The sequence below is a fragment of the Pseudoclavibacter sp. Z016 genome, from assembly GCF_002931215.1.
GTDB lineage: Bacteria > Actinomycetota > Actinomycetes > Actinomycetales > Microbacteriaceae > Pseudoclavibacter.
In genome coordinates this window covers 10,998-36,510 of record NZ_PSTU01000014.1, presented here as the reverse complement: position 1 = coordinate 36,510, position 25,513 = coordinate 10,998, and the positions used below count along the sequence as shown (strand labels likewise).

At 68.4% G+C, this 25,513-nt stretch carries 21 protein-coding genes; 11 read left to right on the top strand and 10 right to left on the bottom strand.

Going from position 1 to position 25,513, the window contains the following annotated elements; translation table 11 throughout:
- Positions 1-69 precede the first annotated feature (69 nt).
- Together C5B99_RS13325 and C5B99_RS13320 are read right to left on the bottom strand one after the other, a co-directional pair.
- Entirely contained in the window at positions 70-918 is an 849-nt protein-coding gene (locus C5B99_RS13325; protein WP_104242872.1) for a CPBP family intramembrane glutamic endopeptidase, read from the bottom strand.
- Between the two features lie 140 nt (positions 919-1,058).
- Positions 1,059-1,421, bottom strand: coding sequence for a hypothetical protein (locus C5B99_RS13320; protein ID WP_258063343.1), 363 nt, complete (start codon positions 1,419-1,421; stop codon positions 1,059-1,061).
- Between the two features lie 113 nt (positions 1,422-1,534).
- On the opposite strand from C5B99_RS13320, the gene C5B99_RS13315 reads away from it, so the two are divergent.
- Positions 1,535-2,134, top strand: coding sequence for a helix-turn-helix domain-containing protein (locus tag C5B99_RS13315; protein ID WP_104242870.1), 600 nt, complete (start codon positions 1,535-1,537; stop codon positions 2,132-2,134).
- On the opposite strand, the gene C5B99_RS13310 is transcribed toward C5B99_RS13315, so the two are convergent.
- The gene (locus C5B99_RS13310; protein WP_104242868.1) at positions 2,131-2,874 is read right to left on the bottom strand and encodes a DUF1028 domain-containing protein; all 744 of its coding nucleotides are present in this window, start codon (positions 2,872-2,874) and stop codon (positions 2,131-2,133) included. The two genes, C5B99_RS13315 and C5B99_RS13310, sit on opposite strands and share 4 nt — an antisense overlap.
- Positions 2,875-3,031: 157 nt before the next feature.
- Between C5B99_RS13310 and C5B99_RS13305 the strand changes: the two genes are divergently transcribed.
- From C5B99_RS13305 to C5B99_RS13285, 5 genes are all read left to right on the top strand, one after another.
- Entirely contained in the window at positions 3,032-4,561 is a 1,530-nt protein-coding gene (locus tag C5B99_RS13305; protein ID WP_104242935.1) for an ABC transporter substrate-binding protein, read from the top strand.
- A gap of 82 nt (positions 4,562-4,643) precedes the next feature.
- On the top strand, positions 4,644-5,609 hold the full coding sequence (locus tag C5B99_RS13300) for an ABC transporter permease (protein WP_104242866.1): 966 nt from the start codon (positions 4,644-4,646) through the stop codon (positions 5,607-5,609).
- The gene (locus C5B99_RS13295; RefSeq protein ID WP_104242864.1) at positions 5,606-6,529 is read left to right on the top strand and encodes an ABC transporter permease; all 924 of its coding nucleotides are present in this window, start codon (positions 5,606-5,608) and stop codon (positions 6,527-6,529) included. Before C5B99_RS13300 ends, C5B99_RS13295 begins: the two co-directional genes overlap by 4 nt.
- Entirely contained in the window at positions 6,526-8,142 is a 1,617-nt protein-coding gene (locus C5B99_RS13290; protein ID WP_104242862.1) for an ABC transporter ATP-binding protein, read from the top strand. The genes C5B99_RS13295 and C5B99_RS13290 overlap by 4 nt, the downstream gene beginning before the upstream one ends.
- A 77-nt stretch (positions 8,143-8,219) precedes the next feature.
- Entirely contained in the window at positions 8,220-9,137 is a 918-nt protein-coding gene (locus C5B99_RS13285; protein WP_104242861.1) for a DUF808 domain-containing protein, read from the top strand.
- Positions 9,138-9,165: 28 nt separating this feature from the next.
- Here C5B99_RS13285 and C5B99_RS13280 read toward each other — a convergent pair whose 3' ends face one another.
- Complete coding sequence (locus tag C5B99_RS13280; protein ID WP_104242859.1) at positions 9,166-10,086, bottom strand: LysR substrate-binding domain-containing protein; 921 nt, start codon at positions 10,084-10,086, stop codon at positions 9,166-9,168.
- Positions 10,087-10,222: 136 nt separating this feature from the next.
- Here C5B99_RS13280 and putP point away from each other — a divergent pair, with 136 nt between their 5' ends.
- Positions 10,223-11,740 carry a sodium/proline symporter PutP gene (putP, locus tag C5B99_RS13275; RefSeq protein WP_104242857.1) on the top strand — a complete coding sequence of 506 codons (1,518 nt, stop codon included), beginning with the start codon at positions 10,223-10,225 and terminating at the stop codon, positions 11,738-11,740.
- A gap of 118 nt (positions 11,741-11,858) precedes the next feature.
- Here putP and C5B99_RS13270 read toward each other — a convergent pair whose 3' ends face one another.
- Together C5B99_RS13270 and C5B99_RS13265 are read right to left on the bottom strand one after the other, a co-directional pair.
- A complete protein-coding gene (locus tag C5B99_RS13270; protein WP_104242855.1) occupies positions 11,859-13,574 on the bottom strand; it encodes an amidase in 1,716 nt (571 codons plus the stop codon).
- A complete protein-coding gene (locus tag C5B99_RS13265) occupies positions 13,571-14,611 on the bottom strand; it encodes an agmatine/peptidylarginine deiminase (RefSeq protein WP_104242853.1) in 1,041 nt (346 codons plus the stop codon). Before C5B99_RS13265 ends, C5B99_RS13270 begins: the two co-directional genes overlap by 4 nt.
- 82 nt (positions 14,612-14,693) lie before the next feature.
- Here C5B99_RS13265 and C5B99_RS13260 point away from each other — a divergent pair, with 82 nt between their 5' ends.
- Both C5B99_RS13260 and C5B99_RS13255 read left to right on the top strand, forming a co-directional pair.
- Positions 14,694-15,329, top strand: coding sequence for a TetR/AcrR family transcriptional regulator (locus C5B99_RS13260; RefSeq protein ID WP_104242851.1), 636 nt, complete (start codon positions 14,694-14,696; stop codon positions 15,327-15,329).
- The gene (locus C5B99_RS13255) at positions 15,319-17,139 is read left to right on the top strand and encodes a DEAD/DEAH box helicase (protein WP_104242849.1); all 1,821 of its coding nucleotides are present in this window, start codon (positions 15,319-15,321) and stop codon (positions 17,137-17,139) included. Before C5B99_RS13260 ends, C5B99_RS13255 begins: the two co-directional genes overlap by 11 nt.
- A 183-nt stretch (positions 17,140-17,322) precedes the next feature.
- Here the strand turns inward: C5B99_RS13255 and C5B99_RS13250 are convergent, their stop codons facing one another.
- Positions 17,323-19,407: a Cna B-type domain-containing protein gene (locus C5B99_RS13250; protein WP_181065021.1), complete on the bottom strand. Its 2,085-nt coding sequence runs from the start codon at positions 19,405-19,407 to the stop codon at positions 17,323-17,325.
- A 268-nt stretch (positions 19,408-19,675) separates the two neighbouring features.
- On the opposite strand from C5B99_RS13250, the gene C5B99_RS13245 reads away from it, so the two are divergent.
- Complete coding sequence (locus C5B99_RS13245; protein ID WP_104242846.1) at positions 19,676-21,112, top strand: GH1 family beta-glucosidase; 1,437 nt, start codon at positions 19,676-19,678, stop codon at positions 21,110-21,112.
- Positions 21,109-21,780, top strand: coding sequence for an HAD family phosphatase (locus C5B99_RS13240; protein WP_104242844.1), 672 nt, complete (start codon positions 21,109-21,111; stop codon positions 21,778-21,780). The genes C5B99_RS13245 and C5B99_RS13240 overlap by 4 nt, the downstream gene beginning before the upstream one ends.
- Positions 21,781-21,900: 120 nt before the next feature.
- Here the strand turns inward: C5B99_RS13240 and C5B99_RS13235 are convergent, their stop codons facing one another.
- From C5B99_RS13235 to C5B99_RS13225, 3 genes are read right to left on the bottom strand one after another with little or no spacing between them, the layout of a single operon-like run.
- The gene (locus C5B99_RS13235; RefSeq protein ID WP_104242842.1) at positions 21,901-22,797 is read right to left on the bottom strand and encodes a glycine betaine ABC transporter substrate-binding protein; all 897 of its coding nucleotides are present in this window, start codon (positions 22,795-22,797) and stop codon (positions 21,901-21,903) included.
- 43 nt (positions 22,798-22,840) lie between these two features.
- Positions 22,841-23,818, bottom strand: a complete 978-nt coding sequence (locus C5B99_RS13230) for a proline/glycine betaine ABC transporter permease (RefSeq protein ID WP_104242840.1) — start codon at positions 23,816-23,818, stop codon at positions 22,841-22,843.
- On the bottom strand, positions 23,815-25,083 hold the full coding sequence (locus C5B99_RS13225; RefSeq protein ID WP_104242839.1) for a glycine betaine/L-proline ABC transporter ATP-binding protein: 1,269 nt from the start codon (positions 25,081-25,083) through the stop codon (positions 23,815-23,817). The genes C5B99_RS13230 and C5B99_RS13225 overlap by 4 nt, the downstream gene beginning before the upstream one ends.
- Between the last annotated feature and the right edge of the window lie 430 nt (positions 25,084-25,513).

Sequence of the window (25,513 nt, the reverse complement as noted above, 5' to 3'; positions counted from 1 at the left end):
TTGAGCGTCGCAGGTGCCCCTGGAGTATCCAGACCCCTTGACTTCAGCTCGCGACGAGGGTGCGCGCCGTCAGTCGCGTGGCGCGCCTTCAGGCAGTCCCGGAACCGCGGGCGGAGTGACTCGTCCGCGGATGAAGATGATCGCCACGAGGCCGAAGAGGATGACCGGGATGTTCCCGAATCCGGCGAACGTCGCAAGGGGTCCGTCCCCCGGGTGCGTGGTCAGCAGGAAGATGCTCGGGTCGGTGCTCGCGTGCAGGAGGATCGGCCAGATGAGGTGGCCCGTGACCCGCAGCGTGAGGTACATGCAGATGCCGAACGCGAACGTGTAGACGACCTGGATGCCCGTTGCCAGGAGGCTCTGCCCGCCGAGCAGGTTCCCCGAGTGCAGTCCGGCGAACAGCGCGGCCGAGACGAGCGCGGTCGCGAGCTCCGAGTGGCCGGCCTTGCGCATGAGATTCACGACGTAGCCGCGTGTCAGCACCTCCTCGGCGAAGCCGATGCAGAGGCCGGCGACCAGCCAGGCCGCGACGACATCGAGCCCGGCCGCCGCGTAGTCGAGCGACGCGAAGCGGAGCACGTTGAAGACCAGGACGACGGCGACGCCGATCCACATCCACCCCCTGCCGTTGATCGGCTGCCGCGCGAACAGCTCGCGCAGCCAGCCCAGCGAGAGCGCGAAGGCGACGAGCAGCGCACCGCCGAACGCGATCGGCAGGATGTAGTCGAAGAGCAGCGCGGAGGCGGAACCGGGTGCCGGGTCGCCCCTGAAGGGCACGAAGAGGAAGCCCCCGAGCTGGTAGAGCGCGTAATAGACGACGACGAGCAGGGTCGCCTTCCACCAGCCGCCGCGCTCCCAGAAGCGCTTCCAGGGGGAGATCGACGTCGACGTTGAGGGGTCTTCGCTTCGGCCGCTCATGGGCGCGCTCCAAGTCATCGGGGATCAGGGGAGTCGGGGCGGGGCCGCCTCTGGGTGTTGCTCGGCCCGTCACGAGATCCTAGCCAGTCGGTGGGTCCGCGATGGAGGCGAGGGGACTGCGCGCCCGCACCGTGCGAGGCTCACCAGCCGTGTGTGTTCATCCACTCTCGGCGTCGGTCGGCCTCTTCGCGTGACTCATCGCCGCGCCACGAGTCGTGTGCCGACAGGGCACCGTCGTCGAGCGTGACGAATGCGAAGCAGACGCCGCACAGAGCTCGGCCGTTGGGGTAGCCGTCCGGGAGTCTCGGCGCCGGAACCGCGGCCGACCCACTCGCCGGGCACCGGGGTGCGTCCGCGTCGATATCGCTCCAGAGGATGCTCGACCCCGTCCGGTTGTGGAGGCCGGCGTGGCCCGCGCGACGCGTGCAGAGCTCGCCGCTGCGGCGGCTGAGGCAGAGCATCCGGGCGGCACCTGGCAGCTGGGCGATGGGGCGGTTGCTCACGATGCTCCGATGAGGTTCAGCTGCGTCGCATCGAAGTGCCTCGAGGGGAGATTGGGAACCGCACGATCACGCATGCACCCAGCCTAGGCAAGCTGCGTCGGTAGACTCGCGGCATGGCAGACCCGCGAGGATCCGAGGACGAAGAGCAGTTCGCGGTCACCTCGCTCGGGCTCGCGGTCCGTGCCGGCCGCAAGCGCCTCGACCTCTCCGTGCACGCGCTCGCGAAGCAGGCGGGGGTGAGCCTCGGGCTCATCAGCCAGCTCGAGCGCGGCATCGGCAATCCGTCGCTCGGCTCGATCCAGCGACTGGCGACCGCGCTCGGCGTGCCCATCACGCAGCTCCTGGAACCGCCGGCACCCGACTTCGCCGTGGTCACCCACGACCGACGGCTGCGATTGCCGACTCCCACCGATGTCCCGGAGGACGAGCGCGCGGTCCGTGAGCTGCTGACGCCCCGCAGCGAGTCGACGCTGCAGCTCATCCGGTCCGTGCTGCCGCCGCGCTTCACGAACGCGGGCCGCCCGTTCCGGCATATCGGAACGGAGAGCGTCACCGTGCTCTCGGGTCGCCTCATGGTGGTGCACGGCGAGGAGCGGGTTGTCCTCGAGGCGGGGGACACCGCGACCTACGCATGCTCGACCGCCCACTGGTGGTCGAACGAGCACGACGGCGAGACGGTCGTGATCGGAGCCGTGAGCCCCTTCGAGCGCTAGGCCTGCGTCGAGCCCTCGCCCCTGCGGGAGCTCTCCGGCTCGGCGTCGACGGACGAGCTCGAGACCAGCGCCTCATGAAGGTCGTGGATGCGCAGCTCGAGCAGGCGGTCGAGCTCGTCGACCGGGTGGGTGTGGTCGTCGACGCGCAGGTCGACCGCGAGCTCCGGCGGGTGGATGCGACGTTCCTGCCTGGTGGCGACGAGGATCGCGGCGCTCTGCCGGCCTCGCGCGTCCCCGCCTGCGCTCTGGCCGGCGTGCAGCGCGACGAGCAGTCGTCTCGCGAACACGGCGATCGCGGTCGTCTGCTCGTGTTCGGGGGACCCGGGTTCCGGGGCGCTGCGCTCGAAGGAGTCGGCGATGGCGTCGAGCACTTCTGGCCCGGTGAGCAGGTTGCCGACGGTCACGTAGCCTGCGCCGTGGCGCTGCCCCGTCCAGGGGCTCGTGAGGTCGCCCACCCACGCGCCCGTGCGTCCGCTCAGGTCGAGTGCCGCCGTCTGTCGGTATTGGGGAGCCTCGTCCCATTCGGCGATGCGGCCGACGACGGCGTCGGGCGATTCGCCGGCCGCCAGGGCGTCGAGCATGCGGCCGCGCAGGGCTCTGTTGGTCCACGCCTGGCTGGCGACGACCCCCACGGTCGGATCGATGGCGAGCACGGCGTTGCCCACCGCGAGGGATCGGCTTGCGGTCACGGCGCCGAGGAGGCCCGCCGTGCGATCGCGTGCCAGCAGTGTGAAGGTCATGCTCGTCCTCGTCTCAGCAGCGCGCCTCGAGGGGGAACCCCGGGCACTGGAATCGTTTGTGACGATCCTGTTTCGGCCGCCCTGCGGCCTTGTACCTCGCCCAAGCGTGCCACATACTGATGAAACATTCACGAAAATGAACGAAGTGGAGTGCATCATGCAACGACGAAGTGCAGGGATCGGAGCCGCGGCCATCGGCGCGCTCCTCGTCTTGAGCGGATGCTCGGCCGGCGAGAGCGTCGACCTCGGTGGCGGAGACGCCGTCGAAGGCGAAGTGCTCCACGCGGCCATCGGCGGGGAACCCGACCAGCTCGACCCCCACAAGACGTCCTCCTACTTCTCGTTCCAGGTGCTCGAGAACGTCTACGACACCCTCGTCGAACCCGACGAGAACCTCGAGATGCAGCCCGCGCTCGCGGAGTCCTGGGAGACCAGCGACGACCAGCTGACCTGGACCTTCACGCTGCGCGACGGCGTCACCTTCCACGACGGCTCCGACTTCACGAGCGAGGACGTCGTCTACTCGTACAACCGCATCATCGACGAAGAGCTCGCCAACGCGTGGAAGTTCGACGCCGTCACGAACGTCGAGGCGCCCGACGACTCGACGGTCGTCATCACCGTCTCGCAGCCGACCCCGAACCTGCTTTCCAACCTCGGTGGGTTCAAGGGCATGGCGATCGTCGAGCAGTCCAACGTCGAATCCGGCGAGATCGCGAACGCGCCTGTCGGCACCGGCCCCTTCTCGCTCGCGAGCTACACGAGCGGCGACCGCATCGAACTCGCCGCCAACCCCGACTACTGGGACGGCGCCCCGAGCATCGGCGGCGTCGAGTTCCAGTTCATCTCGGAGCCCTCGACGGCGCTCGCGGCGCTCAAGAGCGGTGAGATCCAGTGGACCGACGTCGTCCCCGCCCAGCAGGTCGAGGAACTCAGCGGCGACGAGTCCATCGAGCTGGGGCAGAACCCGTCGAGCGACTACTGGTACCTGGCACTCAACGAGGGCAAGGAGCAGTGGCAGGACCCACGCGTGCGCCAGGCCATCGCCTACGCCATCGACCGCGACGCCATCGTGCAGGCGGTCAGCTACGGCACCGCCGAGGCCAACCAGCTCGCCATCCCGCAGGACAGCATCTGGTACACGGAATACGACAAGTACTCGACCGACATCGAGGAGTCGAAGCGGCTCCTCAGCGAGGCCGGCTTCACCGGCGGAACGCTCGACCTGCTCGCGACGAGCGAGTACCCCGAGACCGTCACGGCCGCGCAGATCATCGCATCCAACCTCGAGCCGCTCGGCATCACCGTCGAGATCAGGCAGCCCGACTTCTCGACCTGGCTCGACGAGCAGAACTCCGGCAACTTCGACATGCTCATGATGGGCTGGCTCGGCAACATCGACCCGGACGACTTCTACTACTCGCAGCACCACAGCGACGGCGGCAGCAACGCCCAGAAGTACTCCAACCCGGAGGTCGACGCGCTGCTCGACTCGGCCCGCACGGAGACCGACCAGGCTGCGCGCAAGGAGCTGTACGCGCAGGCCGCGACGATCATCGCCGACGACGCCAGCTACATCTACCTGTACAACCCGTCGGTGATCCAGGTGTGGAGCCCGAGCCTCGGCGACTACGAGGCGCGCGCTGACCGGGCGACGCGGTTCCGCGACGCCACGCTGACCCCGTAGCCAGCCCCGCCCAGCAACCGGGCGAGACGGCAACACAGCAAGACAACAACCCAGGACACAGGGTCCACGAGGGGAAAACCCAATGAGAATGTCGTTCGGCTCCATCGCCGCGTTCCTCGGCTGGCGCCTGCTCTACTCGGCGATCGTGCTGCTCGGAGTGCTCGTCGTCGTCTTCTCCCTCGTGCACTTCGTGCCGGGCGACCCAGTTCGGCTGGCGCTCGGCACGAGGTACACGCAGGAGGCGTACGACGCGCTCCGGGCGGCGTCCGGCCTCGACCGGCCCATCCTCGAGCAGTTCTTCTCCTACGTCGGCAACGCGCTCACGGGCAACCTCGGCGTGAGCTTCCGCAACGGCGACGCCGTGACGACGACCCTGCTCGAGCGCCTGCCGGCGACGCTCTCGCTGGCCGGCGTCGGGCTCGTGATCGCGCTCCTCATCTCCGTGCCCGCCGGCATCTGGTCGGCGCTGCGGGAAGGGCGCGTGAGCGACGGCGTCATCCGCGTCACGAGCCAGTTCGGCGTCTCGATTCCGGACTTCTGGATGGGCATGCTGCTCATCGGGCTGTTCTCGTCGACGCTCGGCTGGCTCCCCTCGAGCGGCTACTCGTCGATCAGCGATGACCCTGGCGATTGGGCCAGGCACGTGCTCCTGCCCGGCCTCACCGTCGGCCTCGTCGCTGGCGCCATCATGACCCGCTACATCCGCTCGGCCGTGCTCGAGGTGGCGTCCATGGGGTACGTCCGCACCGCGAAGTCCAAGGGACTCTCGGCGTGGACGGTGACGATGCGCCACATCGTCCGGAACGCGCTCGTGCCCGTCCTCACGATCGCCGGCATCCAGCTCGCCACGATCCTCGGCGGCGTCATCGTCGTCGAGGTCGTCTTCGCCTGGCCAGGGCTCGGACGCCTCGTCTACGACGCCGTCTCCTCCCGCGACTACCCGCTCATCCAGGGCTCCGTGTTGCTCATCGCCGTGATGTTCCTCGCCGTGAACTTCATCGTGGATGTGCTCTACGCGCTCGTCGACCCGAGGATCCGGCTCTCATGACCGCACAGAACCCAGAAGCCACGCGGCAGGCGGAAACCGGCCCGCCCGCACCGGAGGAACGCACCCGCGTCGCCGCCTGGCGCCTCCTCCTCAGCAACCCCGTGACGGTCGTCAGCGCGGTGCTCCTCTTCATCGTCGTGTTCGTCGCCCTGCTCGGCCCCTGGATCGCGCCATACGGCGTCAACGACGTCGACGTCGCGAACCAGCTCCAGCCGCCGAGCGCCGCGCACTGGTTCGGCACCGACGACCTCGGACGGGACGTGCTGAGCCGCGTGATGATCGCATCTGGCGTCTCCCTGCAGGTGGCGTTCGTGTCCGTCGCGTTCGCGTTCGTCGTCGGCGTGCTGGTCGGCGTCATCTCCGGCTACGCGGGCGGACTCCTCGACACGGTGCTCATGCGCCTCGTCGACGTCATGTTCGCGTTCCCCGTGCTGCTGCTCGCGCTCGCCATCGTCGCGATCCTCGCGCCAGGCCTCGCGACGACCATGCTCGCGATCGGCATCGTCTACACGCCCATCTTCGCGAGGGTCGCCCGAGCGAGCACGCTCTCGGTCCGCGTCGAGCCGTACGTCCAGGTCTCCCGCACGATGGGCACGCCATGGGCGAGCATCCTCGGCCGCCACGTGCTGCCCAACATCACCGGCCCGATCATCGTGCAGACCTCGCTCTCCCTGGCCTTCGCGATCCTCGCCGAATCGGCCCTCTCCTTCCTCGGCCTCGGCATCCAGCCGCCGGCCCCCTCCTGGGGTGGCATGCTCTTCGCCGCGCAGGGCTTCATCAGCCAGGCCTGGTGGATGAGCCTCTTCCCCGGCGTCGCGATCTTCATCACGGCGCTCTCCTTCAACCTGCTCGGCGACGGGATGCGCGACGTCCTCGACCCCAAGCAGCGCACCCTCATCGAGTCAAGGAGGAAGCGATGACCGCTCCAGCGCTCCGCGTCGCCGAGCTGCGGGTCTCCATCGGCCGCAAGGACATCGTCCGCGGGATCGACTTCTCGATCGAGCCGGGCGGAACGCTCGGCATCGTGGGGGAGTCCGGATCGGGGAAGTCGATGACCGTCCTCGCCGCCACCGGACTCCTCGACGCGCCAGGCGCCCGCGTCACGGGCACCAGCACGCTCAACGACCAGAAGCTCGGGCAGGTCGAGCTGATCGGCGCATCCGCTCGAACCCTGCGGAGCGTGCACGGCAACGGGATCGGCTTCGTCTTCCAGGACCCGAGCACCTCGCTCAACCCGCTGCTCACCCTCGGCCGGCAGCTGACCGAGTCGCTCGAGACGCACCGACGCCTCTCGCGCCGCGCCGCGCGCACGAAGGCCATCGAGCTCCTCGAATCCGTCGGCATCCCAGAGCCCGAAGCTCGCTTCGACGCCTACCCGCACGAGCTCTCCGGCGGGCAGCGGCAGCGCGTCATGATCGCCATCGCGCTCTCCTGCGACCCCGGCCTGCTCGTCGCCGACGAGCCGACCACCGCCCTCGACGTGACCACGCAGGCGCAGATCATCGATCTCGTCCGCACGCTCCAGCATGAGCACGGCACCGCCGTCATCTGGATCAGCCACGACATGGGCGTCATCTCGCAGGTCGCGGACGAGGTGCTCGTGATGCGTCACGGCGAGGCCGTCGAACGGCGCAGCGCCATCGACCTCGTCACGGCGCCACGGCATCCGTACACCAGGGAGCTGCTCGCAGCGAGGCCCCGGCTCGGCAAGGCGAAGCCCACCCCAGCGAGGCCGGACGCGACGACGATCCTCCGGGTCTCCGAGCTCGACGTGCGCTTCCCCATCCAGACCCCCAAGGGCCGCAGCCACGTGCACGCCGTCGACGGCGTCTCGTTCGAGCTGCGCCAGGGGACGACGCTCGGCATCGTCGGCGAGTCTGGCTCCGGGAAGTCGACCATCGCGAACGCGCTCACCGGCCTCGTCAAGCCGACGGGCGGCACAGCGACGCTCGAGGGCCTCGATGTGCTCAAGGCCGACAACCAGCTGCGGCGCCGCATCGCGATGGTCTTCCAGGACCCGTTCTCCTCGCTCGACCCCCGCATGTCCGTCGGCCAGTCGGTCGCCGAGCCGCTGCGCGTCCACCGCCTCCCCGCTGGCGGTTCGCGTTCCGCGCGCATCGACGAGCTCTTCGACCTCGTCGAGCTGCCCCGGGACTTCATCGGCCGGTATCCGCACGAGCTCTCCGGCGGGCAGCGGCAGCGGGTCTCGATCGCCAGGGCACTCGCGCTCGAGCCCGACATCGTCATCCTCGACGAGTCGACGGCGTCTCTGGATGTGTCCATCCAGTCCCGCGTCCTCGAGCTGCTGCGCAGGCTGCAGGACGAGCTCTCGCTCAGCTACCTCTTCATCGCGCACGACCTCGCGATCGTCGAGGAGATGAGCCACGATGTGCTCGTCATGCAGCGCGGGCGAATCGTCGAGCATGCCCCGGCCGACGAGATCTTCGGCGCCCCGAAGGAGGAGTACACGAAGCAGCTCCTCGCGGCGATCCCGCCGGAGCTCCCGAGAAGCCTGAACGCGCATCCGTCCTGACCTCCCTGCTCTCGCACACCGCGGGTAAGCTCTGTCTGCCGCGTTCCGCGCTGCACCAGAACACCAAGGAGAACACCGTGCCCGTTGGACTGCTCGCCGTCGTCGACGACATCCTCACCGCTGCGCTGAAGGCCTCGGCGAAGTCGGCGGGAGTCGTCATCGACGACGCCGCCGTCACGCCGCAGTACGTGCAGGGCATCACGCCAGCACGGGAGCTGCCGGTGGTGTGGAACATCGCCAAGGGCAGCCTCTTCAACAAGTTCGTGATCATCATCCCGATCGCCCTGCTGCTGACGGCCTTCGCGCCCTGGGTGCTGCCCTACCTCCTCATCGTCGGCGGCGTGTACCTGTGCTTCGAGGGCGCGGAGAAGGTCACCGAGTGGTTCGGCCACCATCACGCGCTCGACGAGGACCATCCGCGTGACGAGAAGAAGCTCGTCTCGGGAGCGGTGCGCACCGACCTGATCCTCTCGACCGAGATCATGCTCATCTCGCTGTCGAACCTCGACCCCGAGCTGGGGTTCTGGATGCGCTTGGCGGCCCTCGTCGTCATCGCGCTCGCCATGACGGCCCTCGTCTACGGCGCCGTGGCGCTGCTCGTCAAGATCGACGACGTCGGCCTGCACATGGCGACCCGCCGCGACCGCCGCACCCGCCACCTCGGCGTGCGCATCGTGCGCTCCATGCCCGCCGTCTTCCGGGTCATCAGCATCGTCGGAACCGTCGCGATGCTCTGGGTGGGCGGCCACCTCGTCATCATCAACGTCGGCGAGGTCGGCTGGCACGCGCCTGCAGACCTGCTGCACGAGATCGAGCATGCCCTCATGAACGCCGGTGCCGTCGTCGTCTGGCTCGTCGACACGCTCATCTCCGCCATCGTCGGGCTCGTCGTCGGCCTGGTCGTCGTCGGCATCACGCTGCTCGTCGGACGCATCCTGCCGAAGAAGCCCAAGGCGGCCGCGACCGCAGAAGCTCCTGGCGTCGAGAAGCACTAACGCCGCATTGCGGGGCCGGATGGTCGGCTCAGTCCGGCACGCCGGGTTCCGTCGCGGCGCCTGCCGCGACGAGCTCCGAGAACGCGGTGCCAAGCGCATCCCTGACGAGACGCACGCTGTCCCGATCGCGGAGCGCGCCACGCGTCGCCGTGAAGATGTCCCGGTGCGGTCGCCCCGGGAGGTCCAGGAAGCGCAGCCCGCCGCCAGATGCGGCACCCACGAGCTCGGAGACGAGGCCAACCGCGTGACCCGCGGCGATGAGGCGCAGGTGCGTGTGCAGGTCACTGGCCACGTACCGCACTTCCGGTTCGAACCCCGCCGCCCTGCACTGCTGCTCCGCCCAGTCACGCGCGGCGGTGCCCGGGGGCTCCATCACCCAGGGGCTACCGCGGAAGTCGGCGATCGAGGTGGCTCCAGACGTTCCGGCGGTCGCGAGCGAGATCGCGTCGAACCCGAGGACCTCACGCTCGATGCCCTCCGCGTGGGGCCTGGTGTGGCCTGGATACTCCTCGGCGACCACGAGGTCGTACCGGTGCGCCTCGAGTTCGAAGAGCCCCTCCTCAGGTGAGACGGCGTCCACTTCGACCCGGATGTCCGGACGGGTCTGCTCCAGGAGCGTCAGGGCCCGGGGGAGCAGCGCGCGGACGACGGATTCCAGTGCGGCCACCCGCACCCGCTCGGTGCCCGTGCGCATCGCTGCGAGCTCATCGCGAGCGCGGGTCTCCAGGTCGAGCACACGCGCGGCGTGCTCGGCGAGTGTCACCCCCTGCGGCGTCAGCCGCACGCGCCTGCCATCCTGCACGAGCAGGGGAACGCCCACCTCGCGCTGCAGCTGTGCCAGCTGGTGCGAGACGGTCGACGCGCTGAAGTTGAGCGAGGCCGCGACGGCGGTGATGGTGCCACGCAGCTGCAGCTCACGCAGCAGGCGGAGGCGGCGGAGGTCCCACATCTTGCACCACCTTTCGATTTCATCGATGAGTTCGTTTCGACTATCTTCGCTATTCGTCCGCAATCACGCCAGCAACACTGGAAAGGACGCGTATCCACCGGGGTCGACGCGTCGCTTCCAGAAGGAGTCAATGCCGATGTCCGATCTGACCTTCCAGCTCATCGCCCTCGCGATCTACTTCGCGGCGATGGTGGGCATTGGGCTCTACGCGTTCCGCCAGACCAAGGACCACGAGGATTACATGCTCGGCGGCCGCAACCTCAGCCCGGGCACCGCGGCGCTCAGCGCCGGGGCCTCCGACATGTCCGGCTGGCTCATGATGGGACTCCCCGGAGCCATCTACATCTCCGGACTCATCGAGGCCTGGATCGCCATCGGCCTCACGATCGGCGCCTACCTCAACTGGCGCTTCGTCGCCCCGCGCCTCCGCGCCTACACGGAGGTGGCGAAGAACTCCATCACCATCCCGAGCTTCTTCGAGAACCGCCTGCGCGACCGCTCGCGCCTCCTCCGCATCGTCAGCGGCGTCGTGATCCTCATCTTCTTCACCTTCTACATCTCGTCCGGCATGGTCGCCGGCGGCGTGTTCTTCGAGGGATCATTCGGCGGCGACTACCTGGTCGGGATGCTCCTCGTCACGGGCGTCACGCTGCTCTACACCCTCTTCGGCGGGTTCCTCGGGGCGTCGTTCACCGACGTCGTGCAGGGGCTCATGATGATGCTCGCGCTTGTCCTGATCCCCGTCGTCGCCATCTTCACTCTCGGGGGCTTCGGCGGCGTCTCCGAGGCCATCGTCGCGTCCGGCATCGAGCACACGGGGCTCATCCCCGGCGACGGACTCGACTGGGTGACCACGCTCGCCATCGTCTCGGCACTCGCCTGGGGCCTCGGCTACTTCGGCCAGCCGCACATCATCGTCCGGTTCATGGCGATGCGCGACCCGGGCTCGGCCAAGGCGGGACGCCGAATCGGCATGTCCTGGATGACGCTCTCCATGGTCGGAGCCGTCACGGCAGGAATCGTGGGCGTCGCCTACATCCAGCGCAACGGCATCGAGCTGAGCGACCCCGAGGCGGTCACGCTGGTCATGGCGCAGGTCATGTTCCACCCCATCGTGAGCGGCTTCATCCTCGCCGCTGTCCTCGCCGCCATCATGAGCACGATGTCGAGCCAGCTCATCGTGTGCTCGTCGGCGCTCGTCGAGGACCTGTACATGGTCATCGCGAAGAGGCAGCCCTCCGCTCGGAAGCTCGTGATCCTCGGTCGCACGTGCGTGTTCGCCGTCGCGGTCGTCGCGGGCGTCCTGGCCTTCGACCGGACCGGCACCATCCTCAGCCTCGTCGGCTTCGCCTGGGCCGGCTTCGGCGCGGCCTTCGGCCCCGCCGTCATCCTCAGCCTCTACTGGCGCAAGCTCACCAACTGGGGAGCGCTCGCGGGTATGGTCGCGGGCACGATCACCGTGTTCGCCTGGTCCGCCCTCGGGACCGACCTCTACGAGATCGTTCCTGGCGTCGTCGTCAGCCTCATCGCCTCGGTCGTCGTCAGCCTCCTCACGTACAAGCGCGACCCCGAGATCGATGCCGAGTTCGATCAGGCCAAGACGCTGGTCGTGAAGAAGGCCGACGCCGTCGAGGACGAGAAGGTCGAGGCGTAGCGAGCGCGAGCCGCGCCCTGCCGCCACCCAGTCGCACGAAGTTGTGGCCCGGTGCGCCTCCCGGATTCGGGAGGAGCACCGGGGCACAACTCTGTCGGGACCGAGGCGCGGCGAGACGTCAGAGCCGCGGCGTGCGCGGCGGCTCCGTGCGGCGCTCGCCCGTCGCCTCGAAGGCCGCGGCGAGGCGGAGGAGCGCCGTGTCGTCGTAGGCCCTCCCCGCGAAGGTGAGCCCCACGGGCATCCCGATGTCCGCCATCGTGCCCATCGGCACGGTCACGGTGGGGATGCCCAGGTGGCGGATGGCGAGGTTCCCGTTCGCGACCCACACGCCGTTGCGCCAGCCCAGGTCGGCCGAGGCCACGTCGACGTCCATGTCGGCTGGGCCCACGTCGGCCACCGCCGGGAAGGCTACAGCGTCGAGGCGCTGGGCGAGCATCCACTCCTCGAGGTCGACCCGCCGAGTCTCCTCGAGGCCGCGCACGCCGGCGGCGAGCTCCGGGATGTCGGCGAACGAGGCGACCGGATGCTCGCGCACGTGGTCCGGGTAGGTGGCGATGTCGTCGTCGAAGCCCGTGTAGCGGTCAGGGAGTGCCCCCTCGGGGTGCGGGAAGATGCGCGAGCCGTCGACCTGGGTCAGGGAGTTGAGCTGCGGGTCGGCGTTCGCCGCGAGGAAGTCCTCCCATCCCCATGCCGACAGGTCGACGATCTCGCGCTTGAGGTACTCGGGGGAGACGAGCCCGCGCGTGTGGATCTTCGGAGCTCCCGGCCGGTCGCCCTCGTAGTTCGACACGACAGGGAAGTCGACCTCGACGACGGTTGCGCCCGCCGCCTCGAGGTCGGCCCGCGCCGCCTCCCAGAGCTCGACGATGGATCGACGCGTGTCGATCTTCTGGCCGGTCGGACCGCCGATACCCGGCTCGAACGACGTTCCCGCGTCCGGGTCGGCGTTGATGTACATGCGGGGCACGCCGATGCGGGTGCTCGCGAGGCCGGCACGCGCATCCGCCTGGTTCGACGGGAGGAGGGCGACGTACGAGGCGGGACGCACCTCCGAGACGGGAGGGATGCGCACCCACGGCTGCGCCCGCCAGAAGTCGCCTCGCGTCTGCGCATCGTCGGCCACCACCACGTCGAGCACCTCGAGCAGGTCGGCCATGGAGCGGGCGTGGGGGACGACGACGTCCATCGTCGGGACGAGCGGCCAGTTGCCGCGCACCGAGATCACGCCCCGTGATGGCGTGTACGCGCAGAGCGCGTTGTTCGAAGCCGGGGCCCGACCGCTCGACCACGTCTCCTCGCCGAGACCGAACGCCGCGAAGCTCGCCGCCGTCGCGGTTCCCGAGCCGTTCGAGGAGCCGGAGCCGAACGCGCTCGTCAGGAACGCGGCGTTGTACGGGCTCTCGGCGCGGCCGTACACGCCGCGCTGCATGCCGCCATTCGCCATCGGCGGCATGTTCGTGAGCCCGAGGCAGATCGCACCTCCGGCGCGGAGGCGCTCGATCGTGAACGCGTCGCGCTGCGCGACGAGGCCCGCGAAGGCGGGGCTCCCGGACGCCGCGGTCAGGCCCTCGACGAGGTAGCTGTCCTTCGCCGTGTAGGGGATGCCGTCGAGCGGGCCGAGCAGGCGCCCCGCCGCGCGGCGCCGGTCCGAGGCGCGAGCCTCCTCGAGCGCATCCGGGTTCTGGACGACGACCGCGTTGAGCTTCGGACCGCTCGCGTCGTAGGCCGCGATCCTCGCCAGGTAGGCCTCGACCAGGCCGGCGCTCGTCGCGCGCCCGTCCTCGAGCGCGGCCCGCAGCTGCGCGATCGGCGCCTCGACCACGTCGAAGCTCACCGTGCACCCCCGAGCGTGGGCTGCTGCTGGGTGATGCAGTGGATGCCGCCCCCGCGCGCGAACAGCTCACGGGCATCCACCGACACGACCGTGCGGCCGGGGTAGACCGACTCGAGCACCTCGCGCGCCCGCGCATCCGCCGCCTCGTCGTCGAAGCCGCACGCGACGACGCCATCGTTCGTGACGAGGTGGTTGACGTAGCTCCAGTCGACGAAGCCCTCCTCATCGCGGAGCGTGCTCGGCGCCGGGATGCCGACGATCTCGAGTTCGCGCCCCGCGGCATCCCGCTGGCCCGCGAGGTGCTCGCGCAGGCCGGCGACCACCTCGTGGTCAGGATGCTCGGGGTCGAGCTGCTCGTGCAGGAGGAGCGTGCCAGGTGCGGTGAAGGTCGCGACGATGTCGACGTGCCCGTTCGTGCCGAAATCGTCGTAGTCGCGGGTGAGCCCCCGCGGCAGCCAGATGGTGTGCGTCGCGCCGAGCGTCCTCGCGAACTCGGCTTCGACGCGCGACTTGTCGGCGAGCGGGTTGCGTCGCGGATCGAGCTGCACGGTCTCCGTCGCGAGCAGCGTGCCCTCGCCGTCGACATGGATGCCGCCGCCCTCGTTGACGAGCAGCGAGCTCACGAGCTCAGCACCGCTAGCCTCTGCGACGAAGCGGCCGATCCCCGCCGACTTCTGCCACTCGGCCCACGCCGGCGCGCCCCAGCCGTTGAAGATCCAGTCGACGGCGCCGAGGACGCCGGGCCGTTCGTCGTCGGTGACGAAGGTCGGGCCGATGTCGCGCATCCAGAACTCGTCGAGGGGTGCCTCGAGGATCTCGATCTCCTCGCCGAGCATCCGGCGGGCGCGATGCAGCTCGCTGGGATCGACGACCATCGTGACGGGTTCGAAGCGCGCCACGGCGTGCGCAACCGCGGTCCAGGCCGCGTAGCCGTCCTCGCGCTGCGCGGCCGTGTCGCCGAGCGTGATCCCCTCGCGGGGGAAGGCCATCCACGTGCGATCGTGCGGTGCCGTCTCGGCGGGCATCTTCCAGGCCATATCCGGTCCTCCAGAACTCGAAGCGAGTATTGTTGATCATGTGATCAACAAGTGCTCGAAGAGTACGTAGACTCGGGACATCGTGTCAAGAGCCATCAGGAAGCCAGCAGCAGAGCGCCGCGCCGACATCACCGCGGCCGCGATCGACCTCGCCCTCGAAGAGGGGCTCGCCGGTATCACCATGCGCGCCGTCGCCACGCGAATCGGCGTCGCCCCAGCCCTCGTCGCCCACTACGAGCCCAACATGGACGAGCTCGTCACCTCCACGTTCAGGGCCATCGTGGGAGGTGAGCTCGACGAGCTCGAAGTGCAGCTCGCGCCCGTCTCGTCGGCATCCAAGAAGCTGGACCTGCTCGTGGGCACCCTCCTCGACGGCAGCCGCGATGCCGTGACGCACGTGTGGGTCGACGGATGGTCGCTCGGGCGGCGCAACGAGATCCTCGCCGAGGGGGTGCGTGCCGAGATGGACAGATGGCACGCCGCCATCACGCGCATCCTCGTCGACGGAAGCGCGACGGGGGAGTTCCGGGTGCGCGAGGCGGACGCCGTCGCCTGGCAGATCCTCGGCATGATCGACGGCCTCAACGCCCACGCGCTCGTGCGCTGGGGGCGCGATGCAGACCGCGCTGATCTGCTTCGCTCAGTGCTTGATGCGATACTCAGAACTGAAACTGCCCAAATTCCTACAGAAACGACTAGTCTAAAGCGTGACTTCTAGCAATTCTTCCGTTCAGACCGAGGCCGAGGCTCCCTCCGAAGAGGCCCAGGCCCTGCCTACATTCGCCGATCTCGGTCTTGACGGGCCCGTACTCAAGGTCCTCAGCGACGTCGGGTACGAGACCCCCTCCGCCATTCAGGCCGCGACCATCCCCACCCTCCTCGAAGGCCGCGACGTCGTCGGCCTCGCGCAGACGGGAACCGGCAAGACGGCCGCGTTCGCGCTGCCCATCCTCTCCCAGCTCGACGTCGACCAGAAGACGCCTCAGGCGCTCGTGCTGGCACCGACCCGCGAACTCGCACTCCAGGTGTGCGAGGCGTTCGAGAAGTACGCGGCCCGCATGCGCGGCGTCCACGTGCTGCCCATCTACGGCGGCCAGGGCTACGGCGTCCAGCTCTCCGCGCTGCGTCGCGGCGTGCACATCGTCGTCGGCACCCCGGGTCGCATCATGGACCACCTCTCGAAGGGCACGCTCGACCTCAGCGAGCTCAAGTTCCTCGTCCTCGACGAGGCCGACGAGATGCTCAAGATGGGCTTCGCGGAAGACGTCGAGACGATCCTCGCCGACACCCCGGACACCAAGCAGGTCGCGCTGTTCTCGGCGACCATGCCGTCGCAGATCCGCCGCATCTCGAAGAAGTACCTCAACGACCCCGCCGAGATCACGGTCAAGACGAAGACCACCACCTCGTCGACCATCACGCAGCGCTACCTCATCGTGAGCTACGCGCAGAAGGTCGACGCGCTCACGCGCATCCTCGAGGTCGAGAACTTCGAAGGCATGATTATCTTCGTTCGCACGAAGAACGAGACGGAGGGCCTCGCCGAGAAGCTCCGCGCACGCGGCTACTCGGCAGCCGCCATCAACGGCGACGTAGCTCAGGTGCAGCGCGAGCGCACCGTCAACCAGCTGAAGTCGGGCAAGCTCGACATCCTCGTCGCGACCGACGTCGCGGCCCGCGGTCTCGACGTGGAGCGCATCAGCCACGTCGTGAACTTCGACATCCCGACCGACACCGAGTCGTACGTGCACCGCATCGGCCGCACGGGCCGTGCCGGCCGCACCGGTGACGCGATCAGCTTCATCACGCCGCGCGAGCGCTACCTGCTCGGCCAGATCGAGAAGGCGACCAAGCAGGAGCTCACGCAGATGCAGCTCCCCAGCGTCGACGACGTCAACACGACGCGCCTCACGCGCTTCGATGACGCCATCAGCGAGGCGCTCACGCAGTCCGACCGTGTCGAGAAGTTCCGCGACATCATCGAGCACTACGTGCGCCACCACGACGTGCCGGAAGCCGACGTCGCTGCTGCCCTCGCGATCGTGGCCCAGGGCGAGACGCCTCTGCTCCTCGACGCGGAAGCAGAGCGCAAGGAGCGCTTCGAGCGCAACCAGCGCGAGCAGGCGGAGCGCAAGGAGCGCCGCGACCGCGAAGGCGGCGGCGACAGCCGTGGCTCGCGCGGGGGCGACCGTCGTGAGAGCGGCGGAGAGCGTGCACCCCGCCGCCCGCGCTCGAACGGCAAGCCCATGGCCATGTACCGCCTCGCCGTCGGCAAGCGCCACAAGGTCGAGCCCCGCCAGATCGTTGGCGCGCTCGCGAACGAGGGCGGCCTGAGCCGCGACGACTTCGGTGCGATCGACATCCGCCCCGGCTTCTCGCTCGTCGAGCTGCCCGCCGACCTGTCGAACGACGTGCTCGACAAGCTGACCGGCACGCGCATCTCGGGCAAGCTCATCGAGCTGACCCCAGACCGCGGACCGTCGCGCGACTCGGGCGACCGCCCCTACAAGAAGCGCTACGACAGCTGAGTCGCGACTCCGTGAGATGCCCCTCGCCCATGCGGCGAGGGGCATCTCTGCTTCGTCCACGTTGTCGCTCGCTCGTATCGAGGTGTTTGCTTCCCCTCTGGCGGTCCCTGTCTCTGTGCAGGCGAAAAGGCGGGCCACTCGTGAGAGTGACCCGCCTTTCCTGCTTGGACTCCTCAGCGGAGACTAGTCGCGCGCGGTGCGCCGCCGCTTCAGCAGGAAGAGCGCGCCGCCGGACAGGGTGACGAGGGCCGCAGCCGGAATCAGCCAGGTCGGCATCTCTCCTCCCGTCGTGGCGAGGCTTCCGCCGCTCTGCGGCGTAGGTGGCGCGGACTTGCCCGGCTGCGTCGTCGGCGTGTCTGGGGTCGTCGGCGGCTGGGCAGGAACTGCGGGCTCAGTCGCGGTGGGCGTGGGTGTCGGTGTCGCGGTCGGTTCAGGCGTCGGGGTCGGCGCAGGCGTTCCGGTCGGCGTGGGCTTCGGAGTCGGCGTTGGCGTTGGCGTGGGCGTGGGCGTGGGCGTCGGTGTTGGTGTCGAGGTGGGCCCTGGCGTCGCGGTTGGCGTCGGCGTCGGCGTTGGTTCCGGTGTTGCGGTCGGCTCGGGCGTCGATGTCGGCGTAGCTGTGGGCTCGGGCGTCACGGTTGGCGTTGGCGTCGGTTCTAGTGTTGCGGTCGGCGTCGGTTCCGGCGTTGCGGTCGGCGTCGGTTCCGGTGTTGAGGTCGGCGTTGGCGTGTTCGTGACCGTGATCACTCCGCAGGCGTTCGACTTCGTGAGGTCGACCGAATACGGCCCGGATACAACCGATGTGTAACCGGCGACGGCTTCCTCTTCGATCGTGTACGTGACAGGCTCGCCCGGGGTGAGCTGCGTCGGCAGATTCCGCCACACGTAGTGCTGAGTACCGGGCTCCAGAGTCACCGTCTGGTCCGCTAGGAGAGCACCGTCGAGGCCGACGGCGGGTGCGCCGTTCGCTAGGAGCTTGAATGTCGCGGCAGGCACGTCGAGCGGGCCCGCGGGCGGCGCCGCAGGGCAGGTTCCTGTTCCGGCGCTCACGCCGGCCTCGGACTTGCCCGCCCACTCCTTCTTGAGCATGAGAGAGGTCGTGGGCTGCTCGGCGAACTCGGTCTCGCCCCAACCTGAGGCGTTCACGAACTTGAACCAACCGCCGTCGACGACCTCGCCCTCGATCTCGGTGGAAGTGATGCTCGCGGAGTTCTTGATCTCGGCGTTCATCTTCGGGAGCACCGTGCGGTAGGAGAGCGCATACTGGGCCTTGTCGCTCGGCTTCACACCCTGCGACGCGAGGTAGTCGCTGATGCGCAGCTCGAGTGTCGTCGAACCGTCCGGGTCAGCGGCGAAGGTGAGGAACTCACTGTCGGCAAGGCCGGAGAACGACTGCGTTGTGCCGCCGTCGCGGACGTTGAGCGTGAGGAAGTCCTTCAGGTACGGGCCAGCGAGCAGGCCGTCGAGCTCGGCCGCGGTGAGCGTCCGTCGTCCGTCGTCCGGGTCCTGCTTGATCTCGGGCGCGAAGCCACCGAGGTTCTGCAGCTTGTCTTTCAGGATGATGTTCTGGCCCAGGGCCGTGGGCTCGCCAGACTGCCAGTTGTTCAGCTCCACGAACCACTGCGCGAAGATCTGGCCGCTGTTCGCCGGCTGGATCCACGCAAAGTCGTACGCGAAGGAATCGAGCTTCAGCTTCTGCTGGAGGTTGACCGAGTCGCTGCTGTTCCCCGACCACTTGGTGATCATCATGGGGTTCTCGCCGGGAGCGGCTCCGAACTTGACGACGGGGAAGTACACCGTCTCGCCACCGATGATGACCTGGTTGTCGACGGGGGTGCCCTCATCTGGGATCTTCACGTAGGTGATGACGTACTCGAAGCCACCCGAGAGGCTGGCGGCACCGGCAGCGTCGTCGGTGAAGGTCACCGTGACCTTTCCGGTGCCGTTCGGGACAGCAGTGGCGATCTGGCCGAGCGCCACGCTTTCGGTCGATGCCACGGCGAAGCCGTCTGGCAGCGTCACATCGAACGAATCGCCCGGTTCGACGCCGGTTGGCATGTTGAAGCTGAAGCCCAGTTTGTAGGGCTGGTTCGGCGAAACCGTGTCGACGGCCTCGCCAGCTGCGTTGGTCAACGTGACGCCGCTTGTCGTCGGCTGCACGGTTGCTGCCGCCGCGCTCTGTGCTGCGAACGTCAGGCCTGCGACTGCGAGTGCTCCGACGAGCAGTGTCTTGAGAGCCGCCCCCGCGGTGTCTCGGAATGTGCGTTTCACTTCTCGTCTTTCCCCCGTCTGCTGGCCCCTTGGCGCAGCACGAAGAACCAGACTATAGCCCGGTCCAATCTGCCGACGGATTGAGATCATGTAAACAAGCATTCCCTGCCGTTGACTGCTCGTTCTGTCGATTGCAGACATCTCACCGTCGCTTGGGGGTGGTCTCCTCCGTGAACAGCGGGCAGTGGTGAACGCCACGGCCGCCGTCCACCGCTTCGCTAGAGTTGGCGTGCGCGACGACGCGCGTCCCACTCAGCCAAGGAGTATCGTGCCTGAACCAACCGCGGCATCTTCCCCTCGAGTCTTCTCGGACGATTTCGTCTGGGGCTCTGCGACCGCCTCCTACCAGATCGAAGGCGGTGCGGCAGAAGGCGGGAGGACCCCGTCGATCTGGGACACGTTCTCGCACACGCCTGGCAAGGTCGAGGGCGGCGACACCGGCGACGTGGCCATCGACCACTTCCACCGGTGGCGCGACGACGTCGAGACCATCAGGGAGATGGGACTGGATGCGTACCGCTTCTCGATCTCCTGGTCGCGAGTGCAGCCCGGCGGCTCCGGCGAGTTCAATGAGGAGGGCATCCGCTTCTACTCCGAGCTCCTTGACGCGCTCGTGGCGGCCGGTGTGAAGCCCGTGGCGACCCTCTACCACTGGGACCTGCCGCAGGAGCTCGAAGACGAGGGCGGATGGGCGAACCGCAACACCGCGTACGCCTTCGCGGAGTACGCGGCCCGCATGGCGGCCGAGTTCGGCGACCGCGTGCACACGTGGTCCACCCTCAACGAGCCGTTCTGCACGGCCTACCTCGGCTACGCCTCCGGTGTCCACGCACCTGGGCGCACCGAGCCAGCCGCGGCGCTCGCAGCCTGCCACCACCTCAACCTCGCGCACGGCCTCGCCACACGGGCCATTCGCGCGGCGGTCGGCGAAGACGCCGTGGTCTCGGTCACCCTGAACTTCCACGTCATCCGCCCAGACGACCCCGAGTCCGCCGCCGACCGAGACGCCGTCCGCCAGATCGACGCACTTGCGAACCGAGTGTTCCTCGGCCCCATGCTCTCGGGGCACTACGACGAGGACCTCATCCACGACACCCGCCACGTGACCGACTGGGCGTTCGTGCTGCCGGGCGACACCCAGCTCATCCACCAGCGCATCGACGTGCTCGGCGTGAACTACTACACGACGTTCCGCGTCAAGAAGTACCTGGGCACGGGGGAGCGCTCGCGCAACGACGGCCACGGAGAGTCCGCGGCGAGCCCCTGGGTGGGGGTCACCGACATCGACTTCGTCGACCAGGGGGCGCCGTACACGTCGATGGGGTGGAGCATCTTCCCTGACGGCCTCACCGAGCTCCTCATGTCGCTCAGCGAGCGCTACCCGGGGCAGGCGCTCATGGTCACCGAGAACGGCGCGGCCTTCCCCGACGTCGTCAGCGAGGACGGGCTCGTGCACGACCCGGAGCGTGTCGCCTACTACCGTGACCACATCGCCGCCATCGCGGACGCCATCGACGCCGGGGCGGACGTCCGCGGCTACTTCGCCTGGTCGCTGTTCGACAACTTCGAGTGGGCGTTCGGCTACAACATGCGCTTCGGCATCCTCCGCGTCGACTACGACACGCTCGAGCGCACCTGGAAGGACTCGGGGCGCTGGTACCAGCAGCTCATCGCCACGCGCACCCTCCCAGGGGCAGGTGCATGAGCCCGGTCGAACTCGTCATCTTCGACTGCGACGGGGTGCTCGTCGACAGTGAGGTGCTCGCGGTGCGGATCGAGCGGGAGATGCTCGCCGAGCTCGGCTGGCAGCTCACACAGGATGAGCACGTCGCCCGATTCCTCGGCACGTCGCAGGCGACCTTCGAGCGGAAGCTGCAGGAAGGGCTGGGGCGCCCCGTGCCGGAGGGGTGGTTCGCGCTGCAGCGCGAGACGCTCTTCCGTGCCTTCGATACCGAGCTGACGGCGGTCGACGGCCTGCCGGAGGCGCTTGCCGTCATCCAGGATGAGCTGGGGCTCGCGAGCTGCGTCGCCTCGAGCGGAGACCACGCGAAGCTCAGCAAGACGCTGGGGCACACCGGGCTTCACCCGCGCTTCGAGGGGCGCATCTACAGCGCCACCGAAGTCGAGAACGGGAAGCCGGCACCCGACCTGTTCCTCCACGCCGCCGACCGCATGGGCGTCGACCCCGCCACGTGCGTCGTCGTCGAGGACAGCGCGTACGGTGTGCAGGCAGCGGTGGCAGCCGGGATGCACGCCTACGGCTTCGCGGGCGGCCTCACGCCGCGAGCGTGGCTCGAAGATGCCGGTGCCCAGACGTTCGAGCGCATGGCCGAGCTCCCGGCGCTCATCCGGGACCGCCAGCAGCGCCCGTGAAGGGTGCTGGCTCCGCTTCGAGCCAGCATCCTGCATATCGCCGAGAACGCAGACGAGCCCACCCCGACAGATCGGGGTGGGCTCGTGTGGTTCGCGGGCTCCGCGAGACCGGAGTGCGGGCTACGCCGTGAGCGAGTCCACGTACTCCTGGTTCTCGGAGATCCACTGCTCGACGATCGGCGCGTAGTCGTCCGTCTCGTTCTCGTTGAACATCAGGTTCTCGAGCGAGTAGAGCTGCTCGGAGTCCATCTTGAAGTTCTGGATCCAAGCAGCCGCGGTCGGGTGCGTCTCCACGATGTCGGCCTTGCCGTACGAGTGGATGCCCTCGGCGTCGCCCAGGAGACCCTTCGGGTCCTCGAGGTCACGCACGGGGAACGCGTCGTAGGCCCAGTGCGGGCGCCACAGCGTGACGACGATGTTCTCGCCGTTGTTCGTCGCCGTCTGCAGCTCGGTGAGCATCGCAGCGGTGGACGAGGTCTGGTAGTTCATCCCCTCGAGGCCGTAGCCGGGAATGACGTCCTCCTGCGTGACGCGCGTGAGGCCAGCACCCGGCTCGATGCCGATGATGGTGTTGCCGAACTGGTCGGCCGAGCCGGCGAGCTCCTCCAGCGAGGTGATCGGGGAGTCCTCGTTGACCGCGATGGTCAGCGACGCCTCGTCGTTCCACGCGCCCAGGTCGACGATGTCGTCGCCGTACTCGGCGACGTAGTCGGAGTGCGTGACCGGCAGCCACGTGTCGAGGGTCAGGTCGTAGTCGCCCGTGGAGAGGCCGGAGTAGACCGGAGCCGGGTCCGCGTACTCGAGCTCGACGTCGTAGCCCTGCTCGGTGAGGATCGCCTTCCACAGCTCGGACGCGGCGATGCCCTCGTCCCAGCCGTTGAACACGGCGATCGTGATGTCCTTCTGGTCGCCGTTCTCGAGCGTCTCAGCGGCGGTGTCGCCGGAGCATGCGGTGAGGGCGAGCGCCGCGGCGGAAGCCGCCGCGATCCCGGTGATGATTCGTTTCTTGGTACGCATGCGCGTCCTTTCGTTTCTGGTTGGGGGAGTTGAGGTCTGTGGGTCAGGCAGTGCCGGCCGCGACCGGCGCCTGAGTCGGGGTGGAGCTCGTGTCGACCTGCTCGAGATCTCCGGCCGCCTCGCGCTTCTGGGTGCGCTTGGAGCGGAGGAACGACGGCACACGACGCTTCTGCCCGGCGAATGCGGCGGTCACCCGGTCGAGGAACATCGCGAGGATGACGACGGAGATGCCCGCCTCGAAGCCGAGGGCCACGTCGATCCGGTTGAGGCTCTGCACGACCTGCGCGCCGAGACCGCCAGCGCCGACCATTCCGGCGATGACGACCATCGACAGGGCGAGCATGATGACCTGGTTGACGCCGGCCATGATGGACGGCATCGCGAGCGGCAGCTGGATCTGACGCAGGATGCGGCCAGGGGTCGCGCCGAACGCGCGGCCGGCCTCGACCACTTCCTTGTCGACTCCGCGGATGCCCAGCTCGGTCATGCGCACGCCGGGTGCCATGGCGAAGATGATCGTCGCCACGATGCCGGGGACGACGCCAACGCGGAACAGGATGAGCGCGGGAATCAGGTACACGAAGGCTGGCATGGTCTGCATGAAGTCGAGCACCGGCTTGATGGCGCTCGATGCAGCATCCGACTTCGCAGCCCAGATGCCGAGCGGGATGCTGAAGAGGATCGCGAGCGCACTTGCGACGAGCACGAGCGCGAGCGTCGCCATGGCGTTCTCCCACTGGTTGACGCCGACGATGACGAGGAAGCCGAGCAGGCTGCCGACAGCGAGCTTCCAGCCCTTCGCGAAGTACGCGATCGCGACGACCAGGATGAGGATCGCCCAGAACGGCGGCGTCTCGAGTACCCAGTAGACGCCCTCGTACATGCCCTGGAAGAGCGAGCGGATGACGGTGAAGACCCCGGAGAGTGCGTTCGTCAGCCAGTCGACGACCGCCTCCGCCCCGTCACCGAGAGGAAGCCGGAACGTGGCCGGCAGGGTCGTGAGTGCGGTGGCCGCGATCATGCGTGGCTCCCTTCGAGAGTCTCTGCGATGTCCGCCGGGCTGACGCTCGTGACGGGGTCGATGATCGGGAGCAGGCCCGTGGTGCTCGGCACGTTGGCGAGCGAGGCGAGGATCGTGACGCGGGGAACCACACCGAGGAGGCGCTGGTTCTCGTCGACGACCGCGATCGGCAGGGTCGAGTCGACCGACAGCTCGAATAGGTCGGAGAGCGGCGTCTCGGGGGAGACCATCGCAATGTCGCGCTTGATGGCGCTCGCGAGGTCGGGCTGGCCGTCCTTCACGAGGCGCATGACGTGGCGGTCGATGACGGCGCCCTCGAGCTTGCGGCCCGTTGACGTGATGAACGCTCCGCCGGTCTGCGTGTCGCGCATGACGCGAAGCGCACCGCGTGGTCCCGCGCTCTGCGGGACGACGGCGCGCGCGGGTTCCATGACGCTGCCAGCCGTGAGCACACGAGCCCGGTCCACATCCTGGACGAACTGCGCGACGTAGTCGTTGGCCGGGTCCGTGAGGATCTCCTCCGGCGTCCCGATCTGCACGATCGCGCCGTCCCGCATGACTGCGATCCGGTCGCCGAGGAACATGGCCTCGTTGAGGTCGTGCGTGATGAAGATGATGGTCTTGCCGAGCTCGGCCTGCAGCTCGACGAGCTCTTCCTGCATTTCGCGACGGATGAGCGGGTCGAGGGCGCTGAACGCCTCGTCCATGAGCAGGATGTCGGTCTCGGCCGTCAGAGCGCGGGCGATGCCGACGCGCTGCTGCATTCCGCCGGACAGCTCGGACGGCAGCGAGTCGGCCCACTGCCCGAGGCTCACGCGCTCGAGCACCTTGCGGGCTCGCTCGTTCCGCTCTGCGCGGGGGACACCCTGGACCTCGAGGCCGAAGGCGGCGTTCTCGAGCACCGTGCGGTGCGGGAAGAGCGCGAAGTGCTGGAACACCATGGAGACGTGGTTCTGTCGCACGCTGCGGACCTCGGCGGCGTCGGCCGTCGCGAGGTCGGTGCCGTGGATCACGATGCTGCCGGCGGTGGGCTCCAGCAGGCCGTTGAGGGTCCGGATGAGGGTGGACTTGCCCGAGCCGGAGAGGCCCATGACGACGAAGATCTCGCCTTGCTTGACGTCGAAGGTGGCGTCGATGACTGCCGCGGTGACTCCAGGGCCGAGTTCAGATCTCGGCGTTCCGGAGCTCAGTCGCTTCGCGGCTTCCTTGGGCTTGCGCCCGAAGACCTTGGTGAGGCCTTTCACAGACACAGCTGTGTCGTTCACGCGTTCTCCCTGCGGTAGATGGATCGGACGCGAAAGCTCGCAGCACTTCTCGACGGTGCCTCGATGGGGGAGGTCGTCGCGGTGGCGGCGGAGTACCAGGCGGATCAGCGCCAGAATGTCGATTGGGCGCGGATGTCGCCCCAGGCGCGCGCTGCCGATCAAAATTGCCTAACTGAGGCAGCGGATAAAGCGCTCTGGGTTGGTCTTTCGCGGGGAATCGCGGCGCCGAACCGGTGTGGCGGCGATTGCTCCGAGAGTCAACGGTAGCAAGGTGGGTTCCCCGGGTATCGCCTGAGAGGCCTGATTTTCCGCCAAAGTCGGTGCATTCGCCGGGTGTCAATCTGGCGTCTCGCCTACGCTCATGCGGATCGCGGCGCGAACCGGGATAGTTACCGGAGCGTTACATCGTTGGGCCCATCTGGGCCAATCA